The organism is Nocardioides gansuensis (genome assembly GCF_003076135.1).
Taxonomy (GTDB): domain Bacteria; phylum Actinomycetota; class Actinomycetes; order Propionibacteriales; family Nocardioidaceae; genus Nocardioides; species Nocardioides gansuensis.
Genome location: NZ_QDGZ01000007.1, coordinates 84,756 through 109,626, shown reverse-complemented (window position 1 = coordinate 109,626; position 24,871 = coordinate 84,756). Strand labels below are relative to the sequence as shown.

25 protein-coding genes are annotated in these 24,871 nt (G+C 72.2%); 18 read left to right on the top strand and 7 right to left on the bottom strand.

The window, feature by feature from the left end:
- Positions 1-15 precede the first annotated feature (15 nt).
- The gene (locus DDE18_RS16395; protein WP_116573355.1) at positions 16-438 is read left to right on the top strand and encodes a hypothetical protein; all 423 of its coding nucleotides are present in this window, start codon (positions 16-18) and stop codon (positions 436-438) included.
- The gene (locus DDE18_RS16390; protein ID WP_165821203.1) at positions 435-1,187 is read left to right on the top strand and encodes a murein peptide amidase A; all 753 of its coding nucleotides are present in this window, start codon (positions 435-437) and stop codon (positions 1,185-1,187) included. Before DDE18_RS16395 ends, DDE18_RS16390 begins: the two co-directional genes overlap by 4 nt.
- Here the strand turns inward: DDE18_RS16390 and DDE18_RS16385 are convergent, their stop codons facing one another.
- Positions 1,188-1,988 carry an enoyl-CoA hydratase/isomerase family protein gene (locus DDE18_RS16385; protein WP_116573353.1) on the bottom strand — a complete coding sequence of 267 codons (801 nt, stop codon included), beginning with the start codon at positions 1,986-1,988 and terminating at the stop codon, positions 1,188-1,190. It lies immediately after the preceding gene.
- A 22-nt stretch (positions 1,989-2,010) separates the two neighbouring features.
- A complete protein-coding gene (locus tag DDE18_RS16380; protein ID WP_116573561.1) occupies positions 2,011-2,796 on the bottom strand; it encodes a PaaX family transcriptional regulator in 786 nt (261 codons plus the stop codon).
- 163 nt (positions 2,797-2,959) lie between these two features.
- On the opposite strand from DDE18_RS16380, the gene DDE18_RS16375 reads away from it, so the two are divergent.
- From DDE18_RS16375 to DDE18_RS16365, 3 genes are read left to right on the top strand one after another with little or no spacing between them, the layout of a single operon-like run.
- Positions 2,960-3,127, top strand: a complete 168-nt coding sequence (locus DDE18_RS16375; protein WP_082599809.1) for a DUF3117 domain-containing protein — start codon at positions 2,960-2,962, stop codon at positions 3,125-3,127.
- 2 nt (positions 3,128-3,129) lie between these two features.
- Positions 3,130-4,656 (top strand): leucyl aminopeptidase, encoded by a 1,527-nt coding sequence (locus DDE18_RS16370; RefSeq protein WP_116573352.1) that lies wholly within the window; start codon positions 3,130-3,132, stop codon positions 4,654-4,656.
- The gene (locus DDE18_RS16365; protein ID WP_116573351.1) at positions 4,656-4,994 is read left to right on the top strand and encodes a hypothetical protein; all 339 of its coding nucleotides are present in this window, start codon (positions 4,656-4,658) and stop codon (positions 4,992-4,994) included. The genes DDE18_RS16370 and DDE18_RS16365 overlap by 1 nt, the downstream gene beginning before the upstream one ends.
- A gap of 10 nt (positions 4,995-5,004) precedes the next feature.
- On the opposite strand, the gene DDE18_RS16360 is transcribed toward DDE18_RS16365, so the two are convergent.
- Positions 5,005-5,550, bottom strand: a complete 546-nt coding sequence (locus tag DDE18_RS16360) for an O-methyltransferase (RefSeq protein ID WP_425437575.1) — start codon at positions 5,548-5,550, stop codon at positions 5,005-5,007.
- A gap of 290 nt (positions 5,551-5,840) precedes the next feature.
- Between DDE18_RS16360 and sigE the strand changes: the two genes are divergently transcribed.
- From sigE to DDE18_RS16345, 3 genes are read left to right on the top strand one after another with little or no spacing between them, the layout of a single operon-like run.
- On the top strand, positions 5,841-6,425 hold the full coding sequence (sigE, locus tag DDE18_RS16355) for an RNA polymerase sigma factor SigE (RefSeq protein WP_245916773.1): 585 nt from the start codon (positions 5,841-5,843) through the stop codon (positions 6,423-6,425).
- Entirely contained in the window at positions 6,425-6,979 is a 555-nt protein-coding gene (locus tag DDE18_RS16350) for an anti-sigma factor family protein (protein ID WP_116573348.1), read from the top strand. The genes sigE and DDE18_RS16350 overlap by 1 nt, the downstream gene beginning before the upstream one ends.
- Positions 6,976-8,436 (top strand): trypsin-like peptidase domain-containing protein, encoded by a 1,461-nt coding sequence (locus DDE18_RS16345; protein WP_245916772.1) that lies wholly within the window; start codon positions 6,976-6,978, stop codon positions 8,434-8,436. Before DDE18_RS16350 ends, DDE18_RS16345 begins: the two co-directional genes overlap by 4 nt.
- A gap of 6 nt (positions 8,437-8,442) precedes the next feature.
- Here the strand turns inward: DDE18_RS16345 and DDE18_RS16340 are convergent, their stop codons facing one another.
- Positions 8,443-8,685: a helix-turn-helix domain-containing protein gene (locus DDE18_RS16340; protein WP_116573347.1), complete on the bottom strand. Its 243-nt coding sequence runs from the start codon at positions 8,683-8,685 to the stop codon at positions 8,443-8,445.
- Positions 8,686-8,788: 103 nt separating this feature from the next.
- Between DDE18_RS16340 and DDE18_RS16335 the strand changes: the two genes are divergently transcribed.
- The 3 genes from DDE18_RS16335 (at position 8,789) to DDE18_RS16325 (ending at position 12,052) form a co-directional block, all read left to right on the top strand.
- Positions 8,789-9,445 (top strand): hypothetical protein, encoded by a 657-nt coding sequence (locus DDE18_RS16335; protein WP_133241250.1) that lies wholly within the window; start codon positions 8,789-8,791, stop codon positions 9,443-9,445.
- A 5-nt stretch (positions 9,446-9,450) separates the two neighbouring features.
- A complete protein-coding gene (locus DDE18_RS16330; RefSeq protein WP_116573345.1) occupies positions 9,451-10,698 on the top strand; it encodes a CpaE/TadZ family protein in 1,248 nt (415 codons plus the stop codon).
- A gap of 85 nt (positions 10,699-10,783) precedes the next feature.
- A complete protein-coding gene (locus tag DDE18_RS16325; RefSeq protein ID WP_116573344.1) occupies positions 10,784-12,052 on the top strand; it encodes a calcium-binding protein in 1,269 nt (422 codons plus the stop codon).
- On the opposite strand, the gene DDE18_RS16320 is transcribed toward DDE18_RS16325, so the two are convergent.
- Positions 12,015-13,370 carry a hypothetical protein gene (locus DDE18_RS16320; protein WP_116573343.1) on the bottom strand — a complete coding sequence of 452 codons (1,356 nt, stop codon included), beginning with the start codon at positions 13,368-13,370 and terminating at the stop codon, positions 12,015-12,017. The genes DDE18_RS16325 and DDE18_RS16320 overlap by 38 nt on opposite strands.
- A gap of 1 nt (position 13,371) precedes the next feature.
- Positions 13,372-13,860, bottom strand: a complete 489-nt coding sequence (locus DDE18_RS16315; protein WP_116573342.1) for a hypothetical protein — start codon at positions 13,858-13,860, stop codon at positions 13,372-13,374.
- Between the two features lie 80 nt (positions 13,861-13,940).
- Between DDE18_RS16315 and DDE18_RS16310 the strand changes: the two genes are divergently transcribed.
- Genes DDE18_RS16310 through DDE18_RS23040 form a run of 4 tightly spaced genes read left to right on the top strand, consistent with a single transcriptional unit; the run spans position 13,941 to position 17,591 of the window.
- A complete protein-coding gene (locus DDE18_RS16310) occupies positions 13,941-15,395 on the top strand; it encodes a WS/DGAT/MGAT family O-acyltransferase (protein WP_116573341.1) in 1,455 nt (484 codons plus the stop codon).
- On the top strand, positions 15,392-15,730 hold the full coding sequence (locus DDE18_RS16305; RefSeq protein WP_116573340.1) for a DUF6912 family protein: 339 nt from the start codon (positions 15,392-15,394) through the stop codon (positions 15,728-15,730). Before DDE18_RS16310 ends, DDE18_RS16305 begins: the two co-directional genes overlap by 4 nt.
- A gap of 53 nt (positions 15,731-15,783) precedes the next feature.
- Positions 15,784-17,418 (top strand): L-glutamate gamma-semialdehyde dehydrogenase, encoded by a 1,635-nt coding sequence (gene pruA / locus DDE18_RS16300; RefSeq protein ID WP_116573339.1) that lies wholly within the window; start codon positions 15,784-15,786, stop codon positions 17,416-17,418.
- A 32-nt stretch (positions 17,419-17,450) separates the two neighbouring features.
- Entirely contained in the window at positions 17,451-17,591 is a 141-nt protein-coding gene (locus DDE18_RS23040) for a hypothetical protein (protein ID WP_165821202.1), read from the top strand.
- Between the two features lie 3 nt (positions 17,592-17,594).
- Here the strand turns inward: DDE18_RS23040 and DDE18_RS16295 are convergent, their stop codons facing one another.
- Positions 17,595-18,071, bottom strand: a complete 477-nt coding sequence (locus DDE18_RS16295) for a DUF2505 domain-containing protein (RefSeq protein WP_165821201.1) — start codon at positions 18,069-18,071, stop codon at positions 17,595-17,597.
- Positions 18,072-18,160: 89 nt separating this feature from the next.
- Here DDE18_RS16295 and DDE18_RS16290 point away from each other — a divergent pair, with 89 nt between their 5' ends.
- From DDE18_RS16290 to DDE18_RS16280, 3 genes are read left to right on the top strand one after another with little or no spacing between them, the layout of a single operon-like run.
- The gene (locus DDE18_RS16290; RefSeq protein ID WP_116573337.1) at positions 18,161-23,026 is read left to right on the top strand and encodes an NAD-glutamate dehydrogenase; all 4,866 of its coding nucleotides are present in this window, start codon (positions 18,161-18,163) and stop codon (positions 23,024-23,026) included.
- Positions 23,027-23,059: 33 nt separating this feature from the next.
- Positions 23,060-23,782 carry an ABC transporter ATP-binding protein gene (locus DDE18_RS16285; RefSeq protein ID WP_116573336.1) on the top strand — a complete coding sequence of 241 codons (723 nt, stop codon included), beginning with the start codon at positions 23,060-23,062 and terminating at the stop codon, positions 23,780-23,782.
- The gene (locus DDE18_RS16280) at positions 23,779-24,840 is read left to right on the top strand and encodes an ABC transporter permease (protein ID WP_116573335.1); all 1,062 of its coding nucleotides are present in this window, start codon (positions 23,779-23,781) and stop codon (positions 24,838-24,840) included. The genes DDE18_RS16285 and DDE18_RS16280 overlap by 4 nt, the downstream gene beginning before the upstream one ends.
- The last annotated feature ends 31 nt before the right edge of the window (positions 24,841-24,871 follow it).

Sequence of the window (24,871 nt, the reverse complement as noted above, 5' to 3'; positions counted from 1 at the left end):
GGCACACTTCGCAGAATGTCGACCGACGTGATCGTCTACGTGCTCACCGCGCTCGCTGCCGTCGTCGTCGTGCTGACGCGGCTCCGGCTCGCGCGTGACGAGGGTGCCGGACGGGCCAAGGTCCCCGGCGGCGTGGTGCTGGGCCACACCGTGGCGGGCGTGCTCGCCCTGCTCATCTGGGTGCCGTTCCTGGTCTTCCCCGAGGACTCCTTCATCGGGAGCCCGCTCGTGGGGATCATCGGCCTGGGCTTCTGGTGGGTCACCGCGATCTTCGGGCTGCTCATCCTGATGAGGTGGCTGCCGTCCCGCGGGCGCCACGCCGTCGACGCCAGCAGCGACAGCTGGAGCGAGGGGCCGGGCCTCTCGGTGCTGGCCCACGTCGGCATGGTCGTCGCGGTGGCGATCTTCACCTTCGCCTACCTCACCTCGGCGGTGTGAGGCCGCGCGCCGGAGCACTCGTCCTGGCCCTGTTGGCCGGGTCGGCGTCGCTCGTGCCGCCTGCCGGCGGCGCCGCGCCCACGGCGTACGAACCTCGCCGGCCGGCCGTCGTGGAACGACTCGTGCTCGGCCACTCCGTCCGCGGGCGCCCGATCACGGCGTGGCGGCTGGGCCAGCCCGGGGAGCGGCGGGTCTTGCTGGTCTCGACGATGCACGGCAACGAGCCGCATACCCGGCAGATCCTGACCAGCCTGCGCGACGGGGCGCCCATCCGCGGCGTCGACCTGTGGGTCATCCCCGACTACAACCCCGACGGGCTGCGCCAGCGCACCCGCCGCAACGCCCGCGGCGTCGACCTGAACCGCAACTATCCCTATCGGTGGGCCGACCTGGACGGGACCTACGAGTCCGGTCGCGCTCCCGCGAGCGAGCCCGAGACCCGCGCGGTGATGCGCTTCCTGCGTGACGTGCGGCCGCGGCGGCTGATCAGCTTCCACCAGCCGCTCGTGGGCGTCGACACCGACACCAAGGACCGCCACTTCGCTCGGCGTCTGGCGCGCGCCCTCCGCCTCCCGCGCACCACCCTCGACTGCGGCGGCATCTGCCACGGCACCATGACGGGCTGGTTCAACGCGCGCTTCCGCGGCGCGGCGGTGACGGTGGAGTACGGCGCGCACCCGAGCCGGCACCGGATGGCGGTCGAGGCGCCCCGCCAGCTGCTGCGCCTGCTGGGCGCCCGCCGGAGCTGATCAGCGACCGTGGAAGGTCGGCTTCTCCTTGGCGAGGAACGCCGCCACGGCATCCCGGTGGTCCTGGGTCCCGCCGGTGAGGCTCATCATCTTCGACTCGAAGGCGACGGCGTCCTCGAAGGACGAGCCAGCTGCGTGCGCGAGCGACCGCCGGATCGAGCCGTAGGCGACGGTCGGCCCGGCCGCGAGCCTGCGGGCCAGCGCGTCCACCTCGGCGTCGAGCTCGGCCGCGGGGACGACCTTCGTGGCCAGCCCGCGTTCGAGCGCCTCCTGCGCGGACAGCGTGGTCGGGGAGTAGAGCATCTCCAGCGCCGCGGCCTTGCCGACCAGCCGCGGCAGCGTCCACGAGATGCCGGTGTCGCAGGAGAGCGCGATGCCGGTGAAGGCCAGGTTGTACGCCGCGGCGTCGCTGAGGACGCGGAAGTCGCACGCGAAGCTCAGTGAGGCGCCGGCGCCGGCCGCGACGCCCTGCACCTTGGCGATGACCGGCTTGTTCATCGTGGCGATGGCGGTCACGGTCGGGTTGTAGTGCTCGTCGACCGTGCGGAACAGCACGTCGGCGCCCTCCTCGAGGAGGCGGACGTGCTCCTTGAGGTCCTGGCCGACGCAGAACGCGCGCCCGGTGCCGGTCAGCACGACGCAGCGCACCGCCTCGTCCTCCGCGACCGCGAGGACGGTGTCGCGGAGCAGCTCCTTGGTCGGGACGTCCAGGCTGTTCATCGCGTCCGGACGGTTCAGGGTGATGGTGGCGACGCCCTCGGTGACGTCGAGCAGGACCGGGGCTGCGAGGGGCTCAGTCATGCGCGCAGTCTGCCCGACCCGGTCAGTCGCCTGCCATCGTCCGGGCGACGAAGGCGCGGCTGGCCGGCGCGAGCCGTGCCGACTCCTCACGGAACCACTCGGCTGCGGCCGTCCCGGGCCAGTCCGCAGGGAGCAGCTCGGCCGGCAGCCCGGGGTCGGTGAAGAGGAACTTGCGGAACTCGTGGACCAGGTGGAAGCGGGCGGCGAACGCTGCGCGCTCGGCGTCGTCGTCGCCGTTGAGCTGGTCGCGGGTCGCGGTCGTCTGCCGCTCGAGCCACTCGGCGTACGCCGCGCCGATCGCCGGCAGGTCCCAGGCGCGGAGGGGCGCGTCGGCGGGGGAGAAGTCGGTCACCACGGCCGTCGTCGCGCGCGCCCCGGCCCTGGCGAGGAGCTCCTCGAGGCCGAGGCTCTCCCACGCGCTCACCCACACCCGGTCCGAGAGCTCGGCGAAGCCCAGGAAGGAGAGCCCGCGGTGGACTGCTGTGCGGGTGGTGCGGTGGGAGAACGGCTCGAGGAGCACCAGATGCCAGCACCCGTCCCACTCGCGGGAGCTGAGGTGGTAGATCCGGTTGCTGGTGTCCTCGAGCCGGCGGATCGCCTGCGTGGTGGCGGCGTAGCCTCGGGCGCCGTCGACCGTGACCGGCTCGAGCCAGCCCTGGCTGACCATCCGGGAGACGGCGGTGCGCACGGCGGGCGCGGCGATGCCGACGGTCTCCAGCAGCCGCACCAGGCCGGCGACGGTGGCCCGCCGGTCGCGGTCGCGCAGGTGGTCGCCGTAGACGTCGAACAGGGCGGACCGGGCGAGCATGACGGCAGTCTGCCAGTCGGCTCGCCGGTGGCCGAGAGCCCTGTTGGTCCCGATCACTCTGCCCATAGGGGATAATGGAGTGGTACGACGCCGATCGAGGCGGCGCAGGCCGCCTCGATCCGCATGTGGAGCCACTCCAGCTGAACGAGGAAGAGGTGCGCCGATGGCCGCCATGAAGCCCAGGACGGGCGACGGACCGCTCGAGGTCACCAAGGAGGGCCGCGGCATCGTGATGCGCGTCCCGCTCGAGGGCGGCGGCCGCCTCGTGGTGGAGCTCAACGCCGACGAGGCCGGTGCCCTCGGTGACGCCCTCAAGGACGTCGTCGGCTGATCGTGGCCGACTCGCGCCTGCTGCCTCCCCAGGTCTCACCGCCTGAGTTCGCCCTCAGCCCGGCACTGCCCCACCAGGTGGGTGGCGCGGAGGTCTGGGCCCTCCCCGTCCTGCCGGGGGACGACGGGCCGCTCCTGGGCCCCGGCGCCGACGAGGCCGCCGAGCGGCTCGGCGTCGACCTGCTCGGCGCACTCGAGTCCGCCCGGGCGACCGGTCGCGCCGGCGAGCTCGTGACGGTGCCCGTCGTCTCCGACGACGTGCGCCTCGTGGTGCTGGTCGGTGTCGGGGACCAGTCGCCGACCGACCTCCGGCGCGCCGGCGCGAGCCTGGCGCGGGCCCTGAAGGACCGCGCCAGCGTCGTCACCACGGTCGCGTCGATCGCGCCCGACGAGGCGCTGGCCGCCTTCGTGGTGGGCACGATGCTGGGCTCGTTCGGGTTCCACTGGCGCTCGGACGGACCTGCGGAGCGGCCGGTGGGCCGGGTGGTCCTGGCCGGCCTGCCCGACGCCGAGGAGCGCGACGAGGCCCTCGCCCGGGCGATCGCGCTCGGTGGCGCGGGCTGGCGCTCGCGGATGCTCGCGAGCGTGCCGTCCAACCTGAAGAACCCCGGGTGGCTGGCCGAGCAGGCCCGCGAGATCGGCGAGGCGGCCGGCCTGGAGGTGACGGTCTGGGACGAGGAGCGCCTCGCTGCCGAGGGCTTCGGCGGCATCCTCGCGGTCGGTGCCGGGTCGGCGACCCCGCCCCGCCTGGTCCGGATGGACTACACCCCGCACGGCGCGTCCCGTCGTACGCCGACCGTCGCCCTCGTCGGCAAGGGGATCACCTTCGACACCGGTGGCCTCGACATCAAGCCGCCGGACAACATGCTCACGATGAAGCGCGACATGAGCGGGGGCGCCGCCGTCATCGCCACCATGGCCGCGCTGCGCGACGTCGACTGCCCCGTGCGGGTCGTCGGCCTCGTCCCGATGGCCGAGAACGCCATCGGCGGGTCCTCGATGCGCCCCGGCGACGTGATCCGCCACTACGGCGGCCGGACCACCGAGGTGACCAACACCGACGCCGAGGGCCGGCTCGTGATGGCCGACGCGATGGCGTACGCCGTGCGGGAGGTGGAGCCGGACGTGCTCGTCGACGTCGCCACCCTGACCGGCGCGATGAAGGTCGCCCTCGGGCTCAACACGGCCGGCTACTTCGCCAGCCACGACGGCCTGGCCGCGCGCTTCGACGCCGCGTCTGCCGAGTCGGGCGAGCTGGTCTGGCGCCTGCCGCTCGTCGACGACTACCGCGAGCGCATCACCTCGAAGGTCGCCGACGCCGACAACTCCGCCGGCTCGCCGATGGCGATCACCGCGGCGCACTTCCTCGAGGCCTTCTCCGGCGACCTCCCGTGGCTGCACCTCGACTTCGCGTCCCACGCCGAGGCGCCGGCCGACCGCCACGAGTGGACCCAGGGCCCGACCGGCTTCGGGCCGCGGCTGCTCTTGGCGTGGCTGGGCTCCGACGACCCGCTGGAAGGAGTGGTCTGATGCTGGGCCTGACCGTCAGGTGGTCCCTCGCGGGGGCCCCCGAGGGCGTCGACGCGGAGCTCGCGTCGTATGTCGCCGAGACCTCCCACGCCCGCTTCACCGGGATGACGGGGCTGCGCTTCAAGACGTGGCGCACCCGGCCGGGGGAGTGGTTCGAGGGCTGCTACGTCTTCGCGAGCACCGAGGCGCGCGAGGACTTCCAGCGCACGTTCACGCAAGGAGCGGCCGAGTCGCCGGTCTCGAAGATCACCGGCAGTGCGCCGGTCCTCATCGAGGCGTGCGACATCGTCGCGGTCGCGGAGGGCGAGGACGGCTTCACCGCCGGCCCCCGCCTCTGACACAGACCGCTCAGGCGCCGGGGTCCCAGGTCTTCTTCGCGAGCAGCAGCCCGTCACCGACCGGCAGCAGCACCGGCACGAGCGTGTCGTCCTCGGCGACCTCGCGGCCGAGCTCGCGGATCGCGACCGTCTCCTCGTCGCGCTGGGCTGGATCGGCCACCCGGTCGTGCCACAGGGCGTTGTCGAAGGCCACCACGCCACCGGGACGAAGGAGGCGCAGGGCCTCCTTGAGGTAGGCGGAGTATTCCCGCTTGTCGGCGTCGCAGAAGACGATGTCGTAGTGGCCGTCGGTCAGCCGCGGCAGCACGTCGAGCGCGGCGCCGGCGATGGTGCGGGCCCGGTTGGCGGCGATGCCGGCGTCGTTGAAGGTCTCGCGGGCGAGGCGCTGGTGCTCCGCCTCGATGTCGACGGTCGTCAGGACACCGTCGGAGCGCATGCCCCGCAGCAGCCAGAGGCCGGAGACGCCCGCTCCGGTGCCGACCTCGACGACCGCGCGGGCTTCGAGCACCGACGCGAGGAAGCGCAGCGCGGCGCCGCCGCCGGGGCCGATCGCCACCGCACCGACCTCCTCGGCGCGGGCCCGGGCCGCCGCCAGGACCTCGTCCTCCGCGACGTACTCCTCGGCGTAGGTCCAGCTCGTGGGCTTGATCGGGGTGGTGATGGCGGCCTCCTGGGTCCACGTCCGCTGACGCTGGCGTCCTGACGCTCGGACTCTATCGCGGGAACAACCCGGTCCCGTGGCTCGTTGTGCCGGTCATGCTTCACAGGGTCCTCTCAGGCCCAGCACCTAGGTTGGGGAAGGTCAGCACACTGCACGCAACAACCACCACAGGCCAGGGAGCACGGGTGAGCGAGTCGATCGAGGTCGTCGGGACCGTCCCCACGTGGGACGAGATCGTCGAGCGCCACTCCGACCGGGTCTTTCGGCTGGCCTACCGCCTGACCGGCAACCGGCACGACGCGGAGGACCTGACCCAGGAGGTCTTCGTCCGGGTGTTCCGCTCGCTCGACACCTACACGCCGGGCACCTTCGAGGGCTGGCTGCACCGCATCACCACCAACCTCTTCCTCGACGGCGCGCGCCGCAAGCAGCGGATCCGCTTCGACGCCCTCTCCGACGAGCGCGCCAGCCGGCTGCAGAGCGCCTCGCCCAGCCCCGCCGCGGCGTACGAGGACCAGACCTTCGACGACGACGTCGAGCGCGCGCTGGCGACCCTGCCGCCCGACTTCCGCGCCGCCGTGGTGCTCTGCGACGTCGAGGGCCTCGCCTACGAGGAGATCGCCGAGATCATGGACGCCAAGCTCGGCACCGTGCGCTCGCGGATCCACCGTGGCCGCGCGATGCTCCGCAAGGCGCTGGCCCACCGCGCCCCGATCGAGGGCCGGGAGAGGTACGCCGGTCCGGCCAGGCCGCAGGGCGAGGTGAGCTGATGGCCCACCTCGGACCGAAGGTCAGCGCCCTGCTCGACGGTCGCCTGTCGCCCGAGGAGGAGGAGCGGGCGTGGGCGCACGTGCACACCTGCCATCCCTGCCGTGACCTGGTGGAGCGCGAGGGCTGGGTGAAGACGCGGCTGGCCTCCCTGTCGCTCGACGGCGGTGCTGCACCAGCGGGCCTCAAGGACTCCCTGCTCCGCCCGCCCGCCTTCCCGACGTCACTCACCGGCGCAGGCTCGACCGCCGCCGGCCACGGCCACGGCCACTCGAGCCGCTCGCGCGGGCTCGTGGCCGTCGGCGGAGGAGCGGCCGGTGCCGCGGTCGTCGGCGTGCTGGCCCTCGGCATCGCCGGCTCTCCCCAGCTCGACCGGCGCCCACCGGTGACCGACCTGGTCAGGCCGACCTCCAGCAGCACCCCCGACCCGGCGCGCCCGCAGGGCGCCCGGCGCCGGGCCACTCCCGACCGACTCGCCCCCGCCACCGTCCAGCCCCCCTTCGGGGACTGGGCCGTGTTCGGTGACCGGGTCGCTCGGGAGAAGATGGTCCCGTGACCGACGAGCACCGCCCCGACGACGAAGAGCGCGACCACCCGGCGGTGCCGCCTGTGGACGGTGCAGACGAGCCCACGCAGCCCCTGTCGGGCTGGGGCGCCTGGCAGGAGCGGCCGTCGGCCGCGCCCGGCGTCTCGCCGATCCCGCCGCCGTCGTCGCAGTGGGGTCCGGCGCCCGGCCAGCCTGCTCCCGACCAGCCTGCTCCGGGCCAGCGCGGTCCGGGCCAGCCCGGCCCGGCCCGGCCCGCGAGCCGTGAGTGGTCGCCGTGGGGTCCGCCGGCCGCCGCACCCGTCACCGAGCCGCTGACCCGCCAGCTGCCCCTGGCTCGCGAGCCGGAGGCTTCCCGGTGGGTGCCCCGGTGGATCTGGCCGGCCGTGGCCGTGCTCGCGCTCCTCGTCGGCATGATCGGCGGTGCCCTGGGCGCCGCACTGGTCCAGGAGTCCGACCCCACGGCCGCCGAGCGGGTCGAGGACTCCGAGGGCCTCGAGACCGTCGGGACGGCGTCGTCCGCCCCCCTCCCGCGCGACAACGGCTCCGTCCAGGCGGTGGCCCAGGCGCTCCTGCCCAGCACGCTCCAGATCATCGCCTCCTACGAGGGCGACGACGCCGGCGCCACCGGCTCGGGCTTCGTGCTGGACAGGCAGGGCCACGTCGTCACCAACAACCACGTCGTCGCGTCGGCCGCGGAGGACCAGGGGCCGATCGTGGTGGTCGACCACGAGGGCGAGCGCCACGACGCGACCGTGGTCGGCCGCAGCCCGGTCTACGACCTCGCGATCCTCGAGCTCGAGGGCGCCGAGGGCCTCGTCCCCGCCGCGCTGGGTGAGTCCGAGTCCCTCCAGGTCGGCGACCCGGTCGTCGCCTTCGGATCGCCGCTCGGCCTGAGCCAGACCGTGACCGCCGGCATCGTGAGCGCCCTCGACCGTCCGGTCACGACCGGCGACGAGGACAACCAGGCGTCCTACATCAACGCGGTGCAGACCGACGCCGCCATCAACCCCGGCAACTCCGGCGGCCCCCTGGTCAACCTCGCCGGGGAGGTCGTGGGCGTCAACTCCGCCATCGCCACCACCGGGGGAGGGTTCGGCGGCGAGGGTGCCGGCAACATCGGCGTCGGCTTCGCCATCCCGATCGAGCAGGTGCGCACCACCGCCGACCAGATCCTCAGCACCGGTGAGGCGCGCTACCCGGTGATCGGCGCACAGGTCCGCGTGGGCGGTGACCCCGCGGAGGCCGGCGCCGAGATCACCGAGGTGATGCCCGACACCCCGGCCGAGGAGGCGGGGCTCAAGAAGGACGACGTCGTCACGAAGGTCGACGGCGAGCACGTGGCCGACGGCATCGCGCTGATCGTCGCCATCCGCACCCACCAGCCCGGCGACACGATCGAGCTGACGGTGCTGCGCGGCGACGAGGAGTGGACGGTCGAGGTCACCCTCGACGGCGAGGTCGGCTGAGCCGGGCTACTGCTCCTGCTCGACCCGGTCGTCGACGAACGGGTGCTCGTCGACGAACGTCTTCGTCTCGGCGTACATCTGCTGGATGAAGGCCTCGAGCTTGTCCGCCTCCACGCGCCACTGGCCGCGCCCGCCGATCTTGATGGCGGGCAGCTCACCGCGGCGGACCAGCGCGTAGACCTGGGCGCTGGAGGTGTTCAGTACCTCCGCGACGTCCGCGAGCGTGAGGAACCGGGGAGTGCCTGCCATGCGCCCAACTCTGCCACCCGTCGGACCCCGGACGTACGGCGGGCGCGCGGCCTCTGTGGACAACGGGATTCCGGTGGCCGGCGGATCGGGTGATGATGTCGGCGTGTCTCGGAGCCCTCTCGTCTCGGAAGTCCCTCTCGCCACGCGCGCCAGGCCCCCGGGCTGGCGCGACCCACGCCTGTGGATCGGGGTGGCCCTGGTGGCCGCTTCGGTCGTCGCGGGCGCCCGGATCGTGGGGGCCGCCGACGACTCCGTGGGTGTCTGGGCCGCGGCCCGTGACCTCGCCGCCGGTGACGAGGTGGAGGCGAGCGACCTGGTGGCGCGCCGGGTGAGCTTCGACGACCCGGGCGACCTGGACCGCTACCTGCTCGCCGCCGAGCCGCTGCCCGACGACCTCCACCTGGTGCGGGGCCTCGGAGGCGGCGAGCTCGTGCCTGCGGCGGCCCTCGGCAGCGCCGCCGACGCCGGCACGGTGTCGGTGTCCCTCTCCTTCCCCGCCGAGGAGGTGCCGACCGGTGTGCAGCCGGGCTCGGTCGTCGACCTCTGGGTCGTGGACGAGCGTCGCGGTGGGGGCAGCAAGGCCAGCCCGGTGCTGACCGACGTCGTGGTGGTCGACGCGCCCAGCGCCCGGGACACGCTCGGCGCGGTCGGTGGCGGGCGCCAGCTGGTGCTGGGCGTCCCCGCCGACGAGGACGACGCCCTTGCGGCCGTGCTGGCAGCGGCCAGCAGCGGCGCGGTGCGCGTCGTCGGGCGGGGCTGAGGGCCGTGATCTGCGCGCTGCTCATGGCATCGGGTGCCGCGTGGGAGTCGGAGGCGTTCTCCCGGCTGGAGGCGCGCGGCGGCGTGGTCGTGCTGAAGCGCTGTGTCGACGTCGACGACCTGCTCGCCGCCGCGACGAGCGGCCAGGCCGATGTGGCCGTGGTGGGGCTGGACGCCCCCGGACTCGATCCGGCCGCGGTGTCGCACCTGCGCCGCCACTCCGTCCGCCCCGTCGCGGTCGTGTCCCGCGTCGACGACCTCGACGTGCGGGAGCGGGCCGGCCGGCTCGACATCCGTGCCCTGGTCGCGTCCGACGACCTCACCGCGCTTCCCGACGTGGTCACCCACGTGGACGACATGGCCGACACCCACATCCGCCTGGACCCCGACCTCGAGGAGGCGCCGGCCGAGTCCGGCGCAGCCGAGCACCGGGTGGTAGCGGTCTGGGGGCCGGCGGGCGCACCGGGTCGCACGACGCTGGCCGTCTCGCTCGCCGCGGAGGGCGCGCGCCGCGGAGTCCCGGTGGTGCTCGTCGACGCCGACCCCTACGGCGGCAGCGTCGCCCAGCAGCTGGGTGTCCTCGACGAGGCCTCGGGTCTGCTCTCCGCCGCACGACTCGCTTCGTCCGGCCAGCTCGGTGAGCGCTTCCGCACCACCTGCCGGGCCGTCAGCGAGCGCCTCCAGGTGGTGACCGGGCTGCCACGCGCGGACCGGTGGCTCGAGGTCCGCCCGGCGCACGTCGAGCAGGTGCTGCAGGTGGCCGTCGGTCAGGGGCACGTGGTCGTCGACACCGGCTTCAGCCTCGAGGACGAGCCCGGCTCCGACTACGGCTCCAGGCCCGGGCGCAACGCGATGACGCGCGCCGCGCTCGACGCCGCGGACGAGGTGGTGGTCGTCGGGGCCGCCGACCCCGTGGGCCTGTCCCGGCTGGCCCGGGGGCTGGTCGAGCTGCGTGACCTGCGAGGCGGTGCGCCCGTGCGTGTCGTCGTCAACCGGATGCGCGCCAGCATCGGCTGGTCGGAGCGCGAGATCGCCGGCATGGTCGAGGGCTTCTCGCGCATCTCCGGTCTCCACTTCCTCCCCGACGACCGCCCTGCAGCCGACCGCGCCCTGGTGGCGGGCCGGTCGCTGGCCGAGGGCGGTGACACGCCGCTCGCACGGGCCCTGGGCGGGGTGGTCGACGCGGTCCTGCCCGAGACCGTGAGCCCGGCCGGCGCCCGTCGTGCGCCCCGGCGGCGGCTGCTGCGCCGCTGACCGGCTTGAAGGAAAATTGATAAATCGTTGAGACATTCTGTTTCAATGAGAGCGTCGGCCTTTCCCCACTGTCTCGGAGTCTCGAATGCGCCGCGTCGCGATCCTCTTCGTCATGTCCCTCTTCGCCCTGGCTCTCACCGCCCCATCGGTGGGAGCGGTCCTCGGAAAGCCCAGCCGGGGCAACGACGCGTTGCGGGGCACCGGCAAGGCGGACACCATCAATGCCCTGGGCGGGAACGACCGGATCAAGGCCAGGGGTGGCCACGACAAGGTGTTCGCCGGCCCCGGTGACGACAAGGTCGACGGTGGCTCGGGCAACGACCGCCTCGAGGGCCAGGACGACGATGACCGCCTCTTCGGGGTCAGCGGTCGTGACCGGCTCAACGGTGCTCTCGGGGACGACGTGCTGGACGGCGGCGACGACGACGACCTGCTCATCGGCGGTCCCGGCGTCGACCGGCTGGAGGGCTCGACCGGCAACGACACGCTCCAGGGCCAGGGTGACGCCGACACCATCGCCGGTGGCGACGGGTTCGACCGCCTGGTCGGCGCGGCCGGCGTGGACCACCTCGACGGCGGCGCCGAGAGCGACGTGCTGGACGGCGGCGCCGATGCCGACACCCTGCTCGGCGTGGACGGCAACGACCGCCTGGTGGGCGGGAGCGGCGACGACAGCCTGGACGCCGGGACCGGCGAGGACGAGATCGACGCGGCCGCAGGCAACGACACCCTCGTGGGCGGCGAGGGCTCAGACTGCCTCAACGGCGGCGATGGTGACGACGTCATCGACGCCGGACCGGGCGACGACGGCCACCCCGACCGCAACGACCAGGGCTGCCCCGAGGCCAACGGCGGCGCCGGCAACGACACGATTCGCGGCGGCGACGGCGTCGACAAGCTGATCGGCCACACCGGCAACGACGTCCTCGACGCCGGCCCGGGCAACGACATGGCGATCAACGCCGGAGAGGGCGACGACGTCCTCATCGACGGCGAGGGCAACGACCTCTACGTCAAGGGCGACCCCGGCAACGACACGATCTTCCTCGGCCCCGGTGCCGATGCGGCGTTCGGAGAGCAGGGCGACGACACCCTCTACCTCTACGACGACGGCATGCGCGACGAGTTCTACTGCGACGACTACGACGACCTCGGCGGCGCCGGCGAAGGCCGCGCCGACCGGGTGATCTACGTCGGCCGGCTGGATCCGCTGGACAAGATCGACCAGCGCAGCTGTGAGAGCGTCACGGTCACCCAGGCACCGCCCGCCGGCTGGCCCTACGGTCCCGTGCCGATGGCGCGCGCGGCGTACGACGTCACGCAGCGAACAGCAGGTACAGGCCGCCTGTGGTGAAGCCGACCATCGCGAGCAGCAGCGGCAGCTGACCCGTCAGCTGGTGCCGGGCCGGCAGCAGCCGAACGGCCCGGTCGTGGGCCGCCACGACGCCGAGCACGTGCCCCACCACGACTCCGAGCACCTTGGTGTTCGCCAGGAACGTGGGGTGCAGGGAGAGCCAGTAGTTGACCGAGAGGTCAGCCGTGCCGAGCCAGTCGTCGCCCCGGCTGAGCGGGTCGCTGAGCTGGATCAGGGTCGTCTGGCCGTACTCGACCAGGTAGGTCAGGTAGTGGGCCACGATGTAGCCCACGATGATCGGGATGATCGAGTGCGCGAACGTGTCCGGCAGGCTCGACCGGAGCATGCCCGTGTGCACACCCGTGGCCATGGAGGCCACCGCGAACACCAGGCCGACGCCGGTGCAGAAGGCGAGCAGGGCGAGATTGTCGAGCAGCGTGGAGGACACCTCGCTGGACTGCACGAACCGGATCCAGGGACTCGAGTCCTTGAACGAGTCGAACGCCGTGCTGCCGAAGAGCACCGCCACGACGGCCACCAGGCCCGGGCGGACCTCCACCGTGTCGAGGTTGGCCATCGGGCTGCGCAGCACCAGGCGCCTGGTGCCGTCCGGCTCGTCGCGTTGGCCGAAGACCGACAGCTTGCCGACCAGCGTGGAGTAGACCTCGAACGGGTCCGCGTGCTCGTAGAACCGGTTGCCGAAGAGCGAGCCGCCGACGAGCATGACGCCGAGGTACGCCGCGCACCACAGGCGCACGGACCCGAGCTCGGTCGAGTTGGGATAGACCAGCTCGAGCCAGACGAACGCGAACAGGCCCAGGGCGGCCGGCCAGTAGCCGAGGCGCGCAGGCCAGGTGTAGAGCCCCTCCTCGGGGTCGCCCCCCGACAGCCGCGCGAAGACCGCGTTGATCGTGCGGGCCGGGCTGATCGCCTTCCAGAACGGGCCGAACAGCAGCGACATCGGCACGAGGCCGACCCAGACCCAGACGTAGAACACGCCGAGGAACGGGTTGACGAGGCTGTTCTTGCCGAAGACGGCCGCGAACCCGACGTACAGGAACAGGGCCATCCCCAGCACCCGCAGCCCGAGCACCAGGGCGGGTGAGGAAGCGAGCCGGTCGAGCCAGGCTGGGGCGGGCCGGCCGCCTGCCTCGCCCCTGAAGCGGGGCTCCCGCCAGGCGACCGCCAGCACCGTGAAGGAGAGCACGAGGGCGGCGACGGCCCCGGCGATGGCCAGCTCGGGCGAGATGGGGAGGTCCTTGGCGCCGCCCAGGCCGTGCAGCGCGATGCCGCCGACGGCCGCGAGGTCACCGGTCACGTCAGCGGACTTCGAGCTGGACGATTGTGAGGCCGAGGTCGTGCGACTCGACCTCGACGACGCCGGGCTGGTCGAAGGTCAGCGGGAACGAGGTGGTGCCGGCCTCGTAGGCGAGCTCCTGCTCGGGAGTCGAGTGGACGTGCAGCTCGCCGGGAGCGTCTGCCGTGACCTCGAGCACGACCTCCTCGCCGAGCGGCACCTCGACGCGCTCGCCGCTGGGGCTGACGGTGTCGCCCGCGACGGTGATCTCGATCGTCTGTCCGGCCCCTCCCGGCCCCTCGGTGGGGCTGGGGGACTCCGACGTGGTCTCCGTCGGGCCCGTGGTGCCGGTCGCTGCGCCCTCGGGGGTCCCCGCCTCGTCGGCACATCCGGCGGCGCCGAGGGCGAGGACGAGAGTGACGAGGACGGACGTGATACGCATGTGGGACGGCTCCTGGGTGACGACGTGGACGTGGCCCCACCCGCGGTGGAGCCTCTGCCAGAATCCCATGACGACCAAGATGTGCGGTCGCCGCCCCGGCCATCCCCGCTGCCCGGGTCGTGGCGCGCGGCGCGACGAAAGGGCATGACATGAGCGAGCGGCTGCGACCTCGGGACCTGGCCTTCCTGGCCACCGAGTCCACCACGCCCATGCACAACGCGGCCCTCGAGGTGTTCGACCCCGGAGACTCCGGCTTCGACTACGACCGGCTCGTGTCCCTGATCGCCGACCGGCTGGCCTTCGTGCCGCGCTACCGCCAGCGACTGCAGGCGGTGCCCGGACACCTCGCCAACCCGGTGTGGATCGACGACGCCGACTTCGACCTGGGCTTCCACGTGCGCCGCTCGGCCCTCCCGCGGCCCGGCAGCATGGAGCAGCTGCGCGAGCTGGTCGCCCGCATCGCCTCCCGGCCGCTCGACCGGAGCCGCCCGCTGTGGGAGGTCTACTTCGTCGAGGGGCTCGAGGGGGGCCGCGTCGCGGTGCTCACCAAGAGCCACCAGGTGCTGGTCGACGGCCGGGAGACGGTCGATCTCGGCCAGGTCCTGCTGGACACCTCGCCCGACGTCGGCGACCTGGGCCAGGACGACGACTGGCGGCCCCGGGAGCAGCCGACGCCCCTCACCCTGGCGCTGGGCGCCCTCACCGACACCGTGCAGCGACCGCTGACCGCCGTCAACACGCTGCAGTCGACCGGCGAGTCCGTGCTGCGCCGCCTCGGGGCGGCGGGGGAGCGGGCCGCGGAGGTCGCGGGCACCCTCTCCGGCCGTCGGACCACGTCCAGCTCGCCGATCCACCAGCCGCTGTCGCAGCAGCGCCGCTTCGTCGCCGTACGCACCGCCCTCGACGACTACAACGCCATCCGGCGCGTGCACGGCGGCACCGTCAACGACGTCATCCTCGCCACCGTGACCGGGGGGCTGCGGGCCTGGCTGATGACCCGCAGCGAGTCGCTGGCCGGGATGCGGTCGATCAAGGCCGTCGTGCCCATGTCGGTGATCGACGACGAGCTCGAGGCGACCTCGCTCGGCACCCAGATCGCCGGCCACGTGGTCCAGCTGCCCATCGCCGAGGTGAGCCCGGTCGTGCGGCTGCACCAGGTCAGCTATGCCTTCCAGGCCCACCGTGACACGGGGCGTGCGGTCTCCGCGCGTCGGCTGGCCGGCATGGCGGGCTTCGCCCCCACCACGTTCCACGCCCTCGGCTCGCGGGTCGCGGCCGACGAGCTGCGCCGCGGGTTCGACGTGTCGGTCACCAACGTGCCGGGCCCGCAGTTCCCGCTCTACTCCGGCGGCGCCCGGATGATCGAGACCTACCCCGTCCACCCGCTGCTGCCCGACCACGCGCTGGCGATCGGCGTGACGTCGTACGACGGGGGCGTCTTCTACGGCATCACCGCCGACCGCGACGCCCTGCCGGACGCAGACGTCCTGGGCCAGTGCCTGGTCGAGGCCCTCGACGAGCTCAAGGACTCCGTGAGCGAGACCCGGCTGCGTGCCCCGCGCGGGCGCAAGAAGGCGACGCCGAAGCGGGGCGGTCGGCGGTGAGCACCCGTGTCTACGTGCCGCTCTCGCTGGACGTCCTGCGCGAGTCGCTCTCGACGGGCGCGATGCCTGCTGGCGCCGAGCGGGTCGTGGCCGCCGACGCCGAGGAGGAGAGCGAGTACCTGGCGCTGATGACCGCGGCCGACCTCTCGGCCGAGCTCCTGGGCGGTGCGGGGCGACGCGTCGTGGTCGTCGCCGAGGTGGCCGACCCGGAGGGGGAGATCGCGCTGACGGACGTCGTGGCCGTGCATGCCGACGCGGAGCCGTTCACCGATCCGGACGAGGATCTCGCCTGGTACGCCGCGCAGGAGCTGCCCGCTCTCGTGGCGCAGGACTGATCCGGCGCCCGGCCCCTTTGAGGCGTTGGTCACTCGTCTGACACCATCGCGGGATGGACGCCATCACTCTCCCTCCGGCTCCCACCAACGAGCCGAACCTCACCTATGCCCCCGGTAGCCCCGAGCGGGCCGAGCTGAAGGTGGAGCTCGCCCGTCTCGAGGGCAATCAGCACACGTTGCGTGCGCACGTGAACGGTCGCAAGCGCAACGGCGGCGGCGCCGAGATCAAGGTCGTCCAGCCGCACGACCACCAGCACGTGCTGGGCACGTTCAAGAACTCCACGACCAAGGACGCCGAGGCGGCGATCAAGGCGGCCTCGGCGGCCGCGCCGGAGTGGCGCCGGCTCTCCTTCGACGACCGGTCCGCGATCCTGCTCAAGGCGGCCGACCTGCTGGCCGGCCCGTGGCGGCAGCGGCTCAACGCCGCGACCATGCTCGGCCAGTCCAAGACCGCCTTCCAGGCGGAGATCGACTCTGCGTGCGAGCTGATCGACTTCTGGCGGTTCAACGTGCACTACGGGCGGCAGATCCTGGCCGAGCAGCCGATCGCCAACAGCCCGGGCATCTGGAACCGCACCGACCACCGGCCGCTCGAGGGCTTCGTCTACGCGATCACGCCGTTCAACTTCACCGCGATCGCGGGCAACCTGCCCACCGCACCTGCCCTGATGGGCAACACGGTGATCTGGAAGCCCTCGCCCACCCAGCAGCTCGCGGCCTCGCTGATCATGGAGCTGCTCGAGGAGGCGGGCCTGCCCCCGGGCGTGATCAACATGCTGCCCGGTGACGGCCTGGATGTCTCCAAGGTCGCGCTGGCCCACCCGGACCTGGCCGGCATCCACTTCACCGGCTCCACGCCGACCTTCCAGCACCTGTGGCGCGAGGTGGGCGCCAACCTCGCGTCGTACCGGGCCTATCCGCGGATCGTGGGCGAGACCGGCGGCAAGGACTTCATCGTCGCGCACCCCTCGGCCGACCCCGACGTGGTGCGCACGGCGATGATCCGTGGCGCGTTCGAATACCAGGGGCAGAAGTGCTCGGCGGCGTCGAGGGCGTACGTCGCGCGCTCGGTGTGGGATCGGCTCAAGGACGATCTCGTGGCGCAGACCGAGGCGCTGCCCCAGGGCGACGTCACCGACTTCTCCAACTTCATGGGCGCGGTGATCGACGACCGTGCGTTCGCCAAGCACAAGAAGGCGATCGCGCGGGTGCGCGCCAACAAGCACCTCACGATGCTCGCCGGCGGCCAGACCGACGACTCGGTGGGCTGGTTCGTCCGGCCCACGATCGTGGCCTCGACCGACCCGGCCGACCGGATGTTCTCCGAGGAGTACTTCGGCCCGATCCTCGCCGTGCACGTCTTCGACGACGACCGCTATGAGCAGGCCGTCACCCAGCTCGAGTCGTTCGCGCCCTACGCGCTGACCGGCGCCGTGATCGCCCGGGACCGCGAGGCCATCGCCTGGACGAGTGAGGCGCTGCGGTTCGCCGCCGGCAACTTCTACGTCAACGACAAGCCGACCGGTGCTGTCGTCGGCCAGCAGCCGTTCGGCGGTGGCCGGGCGTCGGGCACCAACGACAAGGCCGGTGCCGCGGTCAACCTGCTGCGCTGGACCTCGCCCCGCTCCATCAAGGAGACCTTCGTGCCGCCGAAGGACTACCGCTACCCCCACATGGAGGCCGAGTAGGCCTCTCGAGGAGGGGTGGGAGGATCCTCCCCATGGCGCCGCTGCACATGGGAGACCTCCACCCCTACGAGCAGGCCCTCACGATCGCGCTGGCGTTCGGCCCGTTCGTCCTGCTCGGGATCGTGGTGTGGCTGCAGCGCCGCCGCGACAAGGGCTCCTCAGAGTCGGAGTGACCGTCAGCCGGCGAGCCAGTCGGCGCCGACGCTCTGCTGGGTCTTGAGCACGCTGCCCACGGCGGAGCCGATCAGTTTCTCGATCTTGCCGCCCACCAGCGGGATGCTGACCTTGATGTCGGCGTCGATGGTCTGCACGACCTCGCTGCCGTCCTGGCGGAGGGTGACGGTGCCGCGCACCGTGCCCGGCTTGCCGGGGATGGTGACGAGCATTGTGCCCTCGGTGCGGGAGGTCCAGTCCTCCTCCTGGTGGATGTCGAAGTGGCTGCCGAGCACCTTCACGGCCGGGCCGGGGAAGCCCGCGGTCGACTGGCTGGTGTCGACGACCGCCTGCACGCCGTCGCCCCGCTCCTCCACGGTCACCTGCCAGGTGTCCGCGCCGGCGGTCTCCGCGACCTTCTCGCGGAAGGCCTTGTCGGTCAGCATCGCGAAGACGGTGTCGAGGTCGCCGGTGAACCGGATCTCCTTGTGGAACTTCATGGCGGACATCATGTCCGAGGGAAGGTCGTCCGACCACAGCACCCACCCCGTGTTGTGTGGCTCACAAGCCGGGTCCTAGTGTCGGAACCGTGGCGACGACGCTCGAGGACGACAAGGCAGAGCTTCTCTCCAAGGCGGCCGTGGTCGCCCGCAGCAGCAAGGGCAGCGGCGGCCCCCCGCACGAGCACGTCGAGGAGCTGATCCGCGCCTACTACCGTCACGTCGCGCCCGAGGACGTGGTCGAGCGCAGCCCCGAGGACCTCTACGGCGCGCTCGCCTCCCACTACCGACTCGCGCTCTCGCGCCCGCAGGGTACGGCGGCGGTGCGGGTGGTCACGCCGACCGTCGTGGACGCGGGCTGGTCGGCAGGCAGCCACTCGGTCGTCGAGGTCGTCACCGACGACATGCCCTTCCTCGTCGACTCGGTGACGATGGAGCTCAACCGGCTCGAGCACAACGTGCACGTCGTCATCCACCCGCAGCTCGGCGCCGTCCGCGACATCACGGGCGAGCTCAAGCACGTCGGCGCCCTCCCCGACCGCCTGGACGAGGAGGCGGACCCGGACACGATCGCCGAGTCGTGGATGCATGTCGAGATCGACCGCATGGTCGACGACGCCGAGGTGGCCGAGATCGAGGAGTCGCTGCAGCGGGTGCTGCGCGACGTGCGCGAGTCGGTCGAGGACTGGGACAAGATGCGGGCCCAGGCCGGCATCCTGGTCGAGGAGATCGAGCAGGACCCGCCCCCGCTGGGGGCCGACGAGCTGCGGCAGGGCGCCGACTTCCTGCGTTGGCTCGCCGACGACCACTTCACCTTCCTCGGCTACCGCGAGTACCGCCTCGAGGGCGAGGGCGACGACCTGGCGCTGCGCGCCGTGCCGGGCACCGGCCTCGGCATCCTGCGGGCCGACCAGCACATGTCCGAGTCCTTCGGCAAGCTGCCCGCGATCGTCCGCGAGAAGGCCCGCGAGAAGACCCTGCTGGTGCTCGCGAAGGCCAACTCCCGGGCCACTGTGCACCGCCCGGTCTACCTCGACTACGTCGGGGTGAAGGCGTTCGACGAGCAGGGCGAGGTTGTCGGCGAGCGCCGCTTCCTCGGCCTGTTCTCCAGCGCCGCCTACACCGAGTCGATCACCCGGGTGCCGCTGCTGCGCGAGAAGACCGCGACGGTGATGCGGCAGGTCGGCTTCGATCCGCGCAGCCACGCCGGCAAGGCGCTGATGGACACCCTGGAGAACTACCCGCGCGACGAGCTGTTCCACACCACCGCCGAGGAGCTCGGGCCGATCGCCGAGTCGGTGATGTTCGCCCGCGAGCGCCGCCAGCTCCGCTTGTTCGTGCGCCGCGACACCTACGGTCGCTACGTCTCGGTCCTGGTCTACCTTCCGCGCGACCGCTACAACACCACGGTCCGCGAGAAGTTCGCCGACCTCCTCAAGGAGCGGCTGGGCGGCGAGACCGTCGAGTTCAACGCCCGCGTCACCGAGGCGACGACCGCGAGCGTGCACTTCGTCGTCCACCCGCCGCGCGGCGAGACCATCCGCGATTTCGACGTCGCCGACCTGGAGAAGCGGATGGCCGAGGCCGCCCGCTCCTGGCGCGACGACTTCACCAACGCGGTGGTGGGGGAGTACGGCGAGGAGCGGGGCGCCCGGCTGGCCCGCACCTACGCCGCATCCTTCCCGGAGGGCTACAAGGAGGACTTCCACCCGCGCACCGGCGCGGCCGACCTGGGGCGCCTCGAGTCGATCGTCGTCGACGAGCAGGGCAACGGCTTCGACCTCGCGGTCTACGAGCAGGTGGACGCGGGGCGGGGCGAGGCCCGGCTCAAGGTCTTCCGCGTGGGCGAGCCGCTCTCGCTGAGCGGGGTGCTGCCGATGCTCTCCTCGATGGGGGTCGAGGTCGTCGACGAGCGGCCCTACCAGCTCGAGGGCCTCGAACGGCCGTCGTACGTCTACGAGTTCGGGCTCCGCTACGGCAGGCCGCTGCCGCCGTCGGCCCGGGCGCTCTTCGTCGAGGCGATCCGCGCGATCTGGGAGGGCTTCAACGAGATCGACGGGTTCAACGCGCTGGTGCTCGGCGCCGGGCTCACCTGGCGGCAGGCGACCGTGCTGCGGGCCTACGCGAAGTACATGAAGCAGGGCAACTCCCCGTTCGCGCTGGACTACATCGAGGGCGCGCTCCTGAACAACGTCGACATCACCCGGCTGCTGGTCCAGCTGTTCGAGACCCGCTTCGACCCGGCGTACTCGGGCGACCGGGAGCAGGCGGTGAACAAGGTCCGCGCCCGGATCGCGAGCGCGCTCGACGACGTGGTCAGTCTCGACCACGACCGCATCCTTCGCTCCTACCTCACCCTCGTCGACGCCACGCTGCGCACCAACTACTTCCAGACGGGCGAGGAGGGCAGGCCGAAGACCTACATGTCGTTCAAGCTCGAGCCGTCGGCGATCCCCGAGCTGCCCGAGCCCCGGCCCAGCTTCGAGATCTTCGTCTACTCGCCGCGGGTCGAGGGCGTGCACCTGCGGTTCGGCGCCGTCGCGCGCGGTGGCCTGCGCTGGTCCGACCGCCGGGACGACTTCCGCACCGAGGTGCTGGGCCTGGTCAAGGCGCAGATGGTGAAGAACACCGTGATCGTGCCCGTGGGCGCGAAGGGCGGGTTCTTCTGCAAGCAGCTGCCCGACCCGGGCGATCGCGATGCGTGGCTCGGCGAGGGCATCGCCTGCTACCGCACGTTCATCTCCGGCCTGCTCGACATCACTGACAACCGGGTCGACGGCGAGACCGTGCCCCCGCCCGGCGTCGTACGCCACGACGGCGACGACTCCTACCTCGTGGTGGCCGCGGACAAGGGCACCGCGACGTTCTCCGACATCGCCAACGGCGTGGCGAAGGACTACGGCTTCTGGCTCGGCGACGCGTTCGCGTCCGGTGGCTCGGTGGGCTACGACCACAAGGCGATGGGCATCACCGCCCGCGGCGCGTGGGTGTCGGTGCAGCGCCACTTCCGCGAGCGCGGCATCGACTGCCAGGCCGAGGACTTCACCGCCGTCGGCATCGGCGACATGTCCGGCGACGTCTTCGGCAACGGCATGCTCTGCTCCGAGCACATCCGGCTTGTTGCGGCCTTCGACCACCGCGACATCTTCGTGGACCCCGACCCCGACGCGGCGACGTCGTACGCCGAGCGGCGGCGCCTCTTCGAGCTGCCCCGCTCCTCGTGGCAGGACTACGACAAGGGACTGATCTCGGCTGGCGGCGGCGTGTGGCCACGCTCCGCCAAGTCGATCCCGATCAGCGATCCCATGCGGCGGGCGCTCGGCATCGCCGAGGGGGTCACGAAGCTGACTCCCGCCGAGCTGATGCGGGCGATCCTGCTGGCTCCCGTCGATCTCCTGTGGAACGGCGGCATCGGCACCTACGTGAAGTCGGCGGTCGAGAGCCACACGGACGCGGGCGACAAGGCGAACGACGCGATCCGGGTCGACGGCCGCGACCTGCGTGCCCAGTGCGTCGGCGAGGGCGGCAACCTCGGCCTGACCCAGCTCGGTCGGGTGGAGTATGCCCGGCAGGGCTGCGGCGGCGAGGGTGGTCGGATCAACACCGACTTCATCGACAACTCGGCAGGCGTCGACACCTCCGACCACGAGGTCAACATCAAGATCCTGCTCGACAAGGTCGTCGCCGACGGCGACATGACCGAGAAGCAGCGCAACCGACTGCTGGCCGAGATGACCGACGAGGTCGCCGAGCTGGTGCTGCGGGACAACTACGAGCAGAACATCGCGCTCGCCAACGCGGCGGCCCACGCCGTGCCGCTGCTGCACGTGCACGAGAGCTGGATGAAGGAGCTCGAGCGCCGTGGCCTGCTCAACCGCGAGCTCGAGGGACTGCCGTCCTCACGGCAGGTGCGGCAGATGCTGGAGCGCAGGGAGGGCCTGTCGTCGCCCGAGCTGTCGGTGCTGCTGGCCTGGACCAAGATCGTGCTGGCCGACGAGCTGCTGGCCTCGGACCTGCCCGACGACCCCTACCTGCGCGACGACCTGCTGGCCTACTTCCCGTCGCGGATGAAGCCCGCCCACGTGGAGGCGATGGAGGCCCACCCCCTGCGCCGCGAGATCATCGTGACGCAGGTGGTCAACGACCTCATCAACGGCGCCGGGATGACCTACTGGCCGCGCCTGGCCGGCGAGACGGGTGCCTCGGCGGCCGACTTGACCCGCGCCAACTTCGTGGCCCGGGAGATCTTCGGGTCGCTGGCGCTGCGCGAGGAGATCAACTCCTTCGACAACGTCGTCCCGGCGGAGCGGCAGACGCGGATGCGCATCGAGCTGCGCACACTGGTCGAGCGAGCGTCGCGCTGGCTCATCACCAACCGGCGGCCCCCGCTCGACTCCGCGGCCACGGTGGAGCACTTCCGCGAGCCGGTGCAGCGGGTGATGGCGGTCCTTCCCGAGATCACGGGCGGCCGGGAGCACGAGGCCTACCTCGGCCGCCGGGGGCGGCTGGAGAGCCAGGGCGTGCCGGAGGACCTGGCGACCCGCGTGGCCGTGCTGGCCCCGGCGTACTCCCTGCTCGGCACCGTCGACACCGCCACCCAGCTCGGGCTCGACCCGGTCGACGTCGCCCGCGTGCACTTCGCCCTCGGCGAGCGGCTCGGGCTGCCCGCCCTCGTCGACCGGATCTTCGCGCTGCCGCGCACCGACCGCTGGCAGACGATGGCGCGGGCCGCGCTGCGCGACGACCTCTACGGCGTGCACCAGCAGCTCACCGCCGACGTGCTGAGGACGACCGACGCGGCAGACTCCGCGCCGGCCCGGGTGGCCGCCTGGGAGGACACCAACGCCGAGCTGATCGGTCGCTCGGCCGCGACGCTCGAGGACATCTGCCGCGACGAGGCCGACCTGGCCCGGCTGTCGGTCGGCCTCCGGGTGGTGCGGTCGCTGCTGTCGTGACACCGGCGTGGGCGGGTTCGCTACGGTCGGGCCATGACAGCCATCGAGGTCACTGACCTTGCGCTGGCGTACGGGGAGCTCAAGGCAGTCGACGGGGTGAGCTTCGAGGTGGCCGCAGGGGAGTTCTTCGGCATCCTCGGGCCCAACGGGGCAGGCAAGACCACCACCCTGGAGCTGATCGAGGGACTGCGTAGGCCGGACGCGGGGGACATCCGGGTGCTGGGGGAGAAGCCCTGGCCCCGCAATGCCGGGCTGCTGCCGAGGATCGGGGTGCAGCTGCAGGCGTCGTCGTTCTTCGAGCGGCTCACCGCGCGGGAGCAGATCCACACCTTCGCCGCCCTGTACGGCGTGGGATCGGGGCCTGCGGACGAGTGGCTCGCGCGCGTGGGGCTGGTCGACAAGGCCGACACCCGCGTCGAGGACCTCTCCGGCGGGCAGGCCCAGCGGCTGTCCATCGCGTGCGCGCTCGTGCACGACCCCGAGCTGGTCTTCCTGGACGAGCCGACGGCGTCGCTCGACCCGCAGGCGCGCCGCAACCTCTGGGACCTGCTGTCGGGGCTCAACGACTCCGGCCGGACGGTCGTGCTGACCACGCACTACATGGACGAGGCACAGACGCTGTGCGACCGGGTCGGGATCATGGACCACGGCCACCTGTTGCTCCTCGACACCCCCGCAGGGCTGATCGAGAGCCACGATGCAGCCACCCTCGAGGACGTCTTCCTCCAGGTCACCGGGCGGGAGTACCGCGGATGAGCGCCTTCCTGAGCCTGAGCGGGGCCATCCTCAAGGGCTTCGTGCGGGACCGAGCCGCGGTGTTCTTCGCGATCATCTTCCCGCTCATGTTCCTGGTGCTCTTCGGGGGCATCTTCACCGACCGGGGACAGTCCCAGCTCGACCTGATCCAGGTCGGTGACGTCACGCTGATCGACCAGCTGCCCGCCGAGGCGAGGGCGGCCTTCGAGGAGGTCTTCACGGTCGAGGAGTCGACCGACCGTGCCGCCGCTCTCGACGAGGTGCGCCAGGGCGATGCCGACGTCGTCGTCGAGATGCGCGGCAACGAGCTGGTCGCCCACTACACGAGGACCGACCAGGTGGGCGCGGCGATCGTGCAGGGCACCCTCCGGTCCTTCGTGGACGGCGCGAACGTCGCTGTCTCGGGCCAGCCGCCGGTGTTCAGCTTCTCCAGCCAGGCGGTGGAGGACGACTCCCTGCAGACGATCCAGTACGTCACGCCCGGCCTGCTGGGCTGGGCGGTGGCGATGAGCGCGGCGTTCGGTGCGGCCGCGACGCTCAACGGCTGGCGGTCCAGCAAGCTGCTCCGCCGCCTGCAGCTCGCGCCCGTCGGCACGGGCACTCTGGTCTCGGCCCGGGTCGCGGTCACCGTCGGCATCGCGCTGGCGCAGATGGCGATCTTCCTGGGCCTCGGGGCGGCGGCCTTCGGCCTGGTCCTCACCGGCGCGTGGCCGATGGCGGTCCCGCTGCTGGTCGTCGGCACGCTGTGCTTCATGGCGATCGGGCTGCTGTCGGGAGCCGTCGCGAAGACCACCGAGGGCGCGGTCAACATGGCCAACTTCATCGTGCTGCCGATGGCGTTCCTCAGCGGTTCCTTCTTCCCGCTGGACGGCGCCCCCGGCTGGCTGCAGGCGATCTCCAGGCTGCTGCCGCTGCGGCACCTCAACGACGGGATGACCGACGTGATGGTGCGCGGCGAGCCGTGGTCAGCGGCCCTGCTGCCGATGGGGGTGCTCGCGGTGTTCGCGATCGTGGTCACGGCGCTGGCGGCGAAGCTGTTCCGCTGGGAGACGACCTGACCCGTTCATCACCTACCGCTTCCGGCTGGTC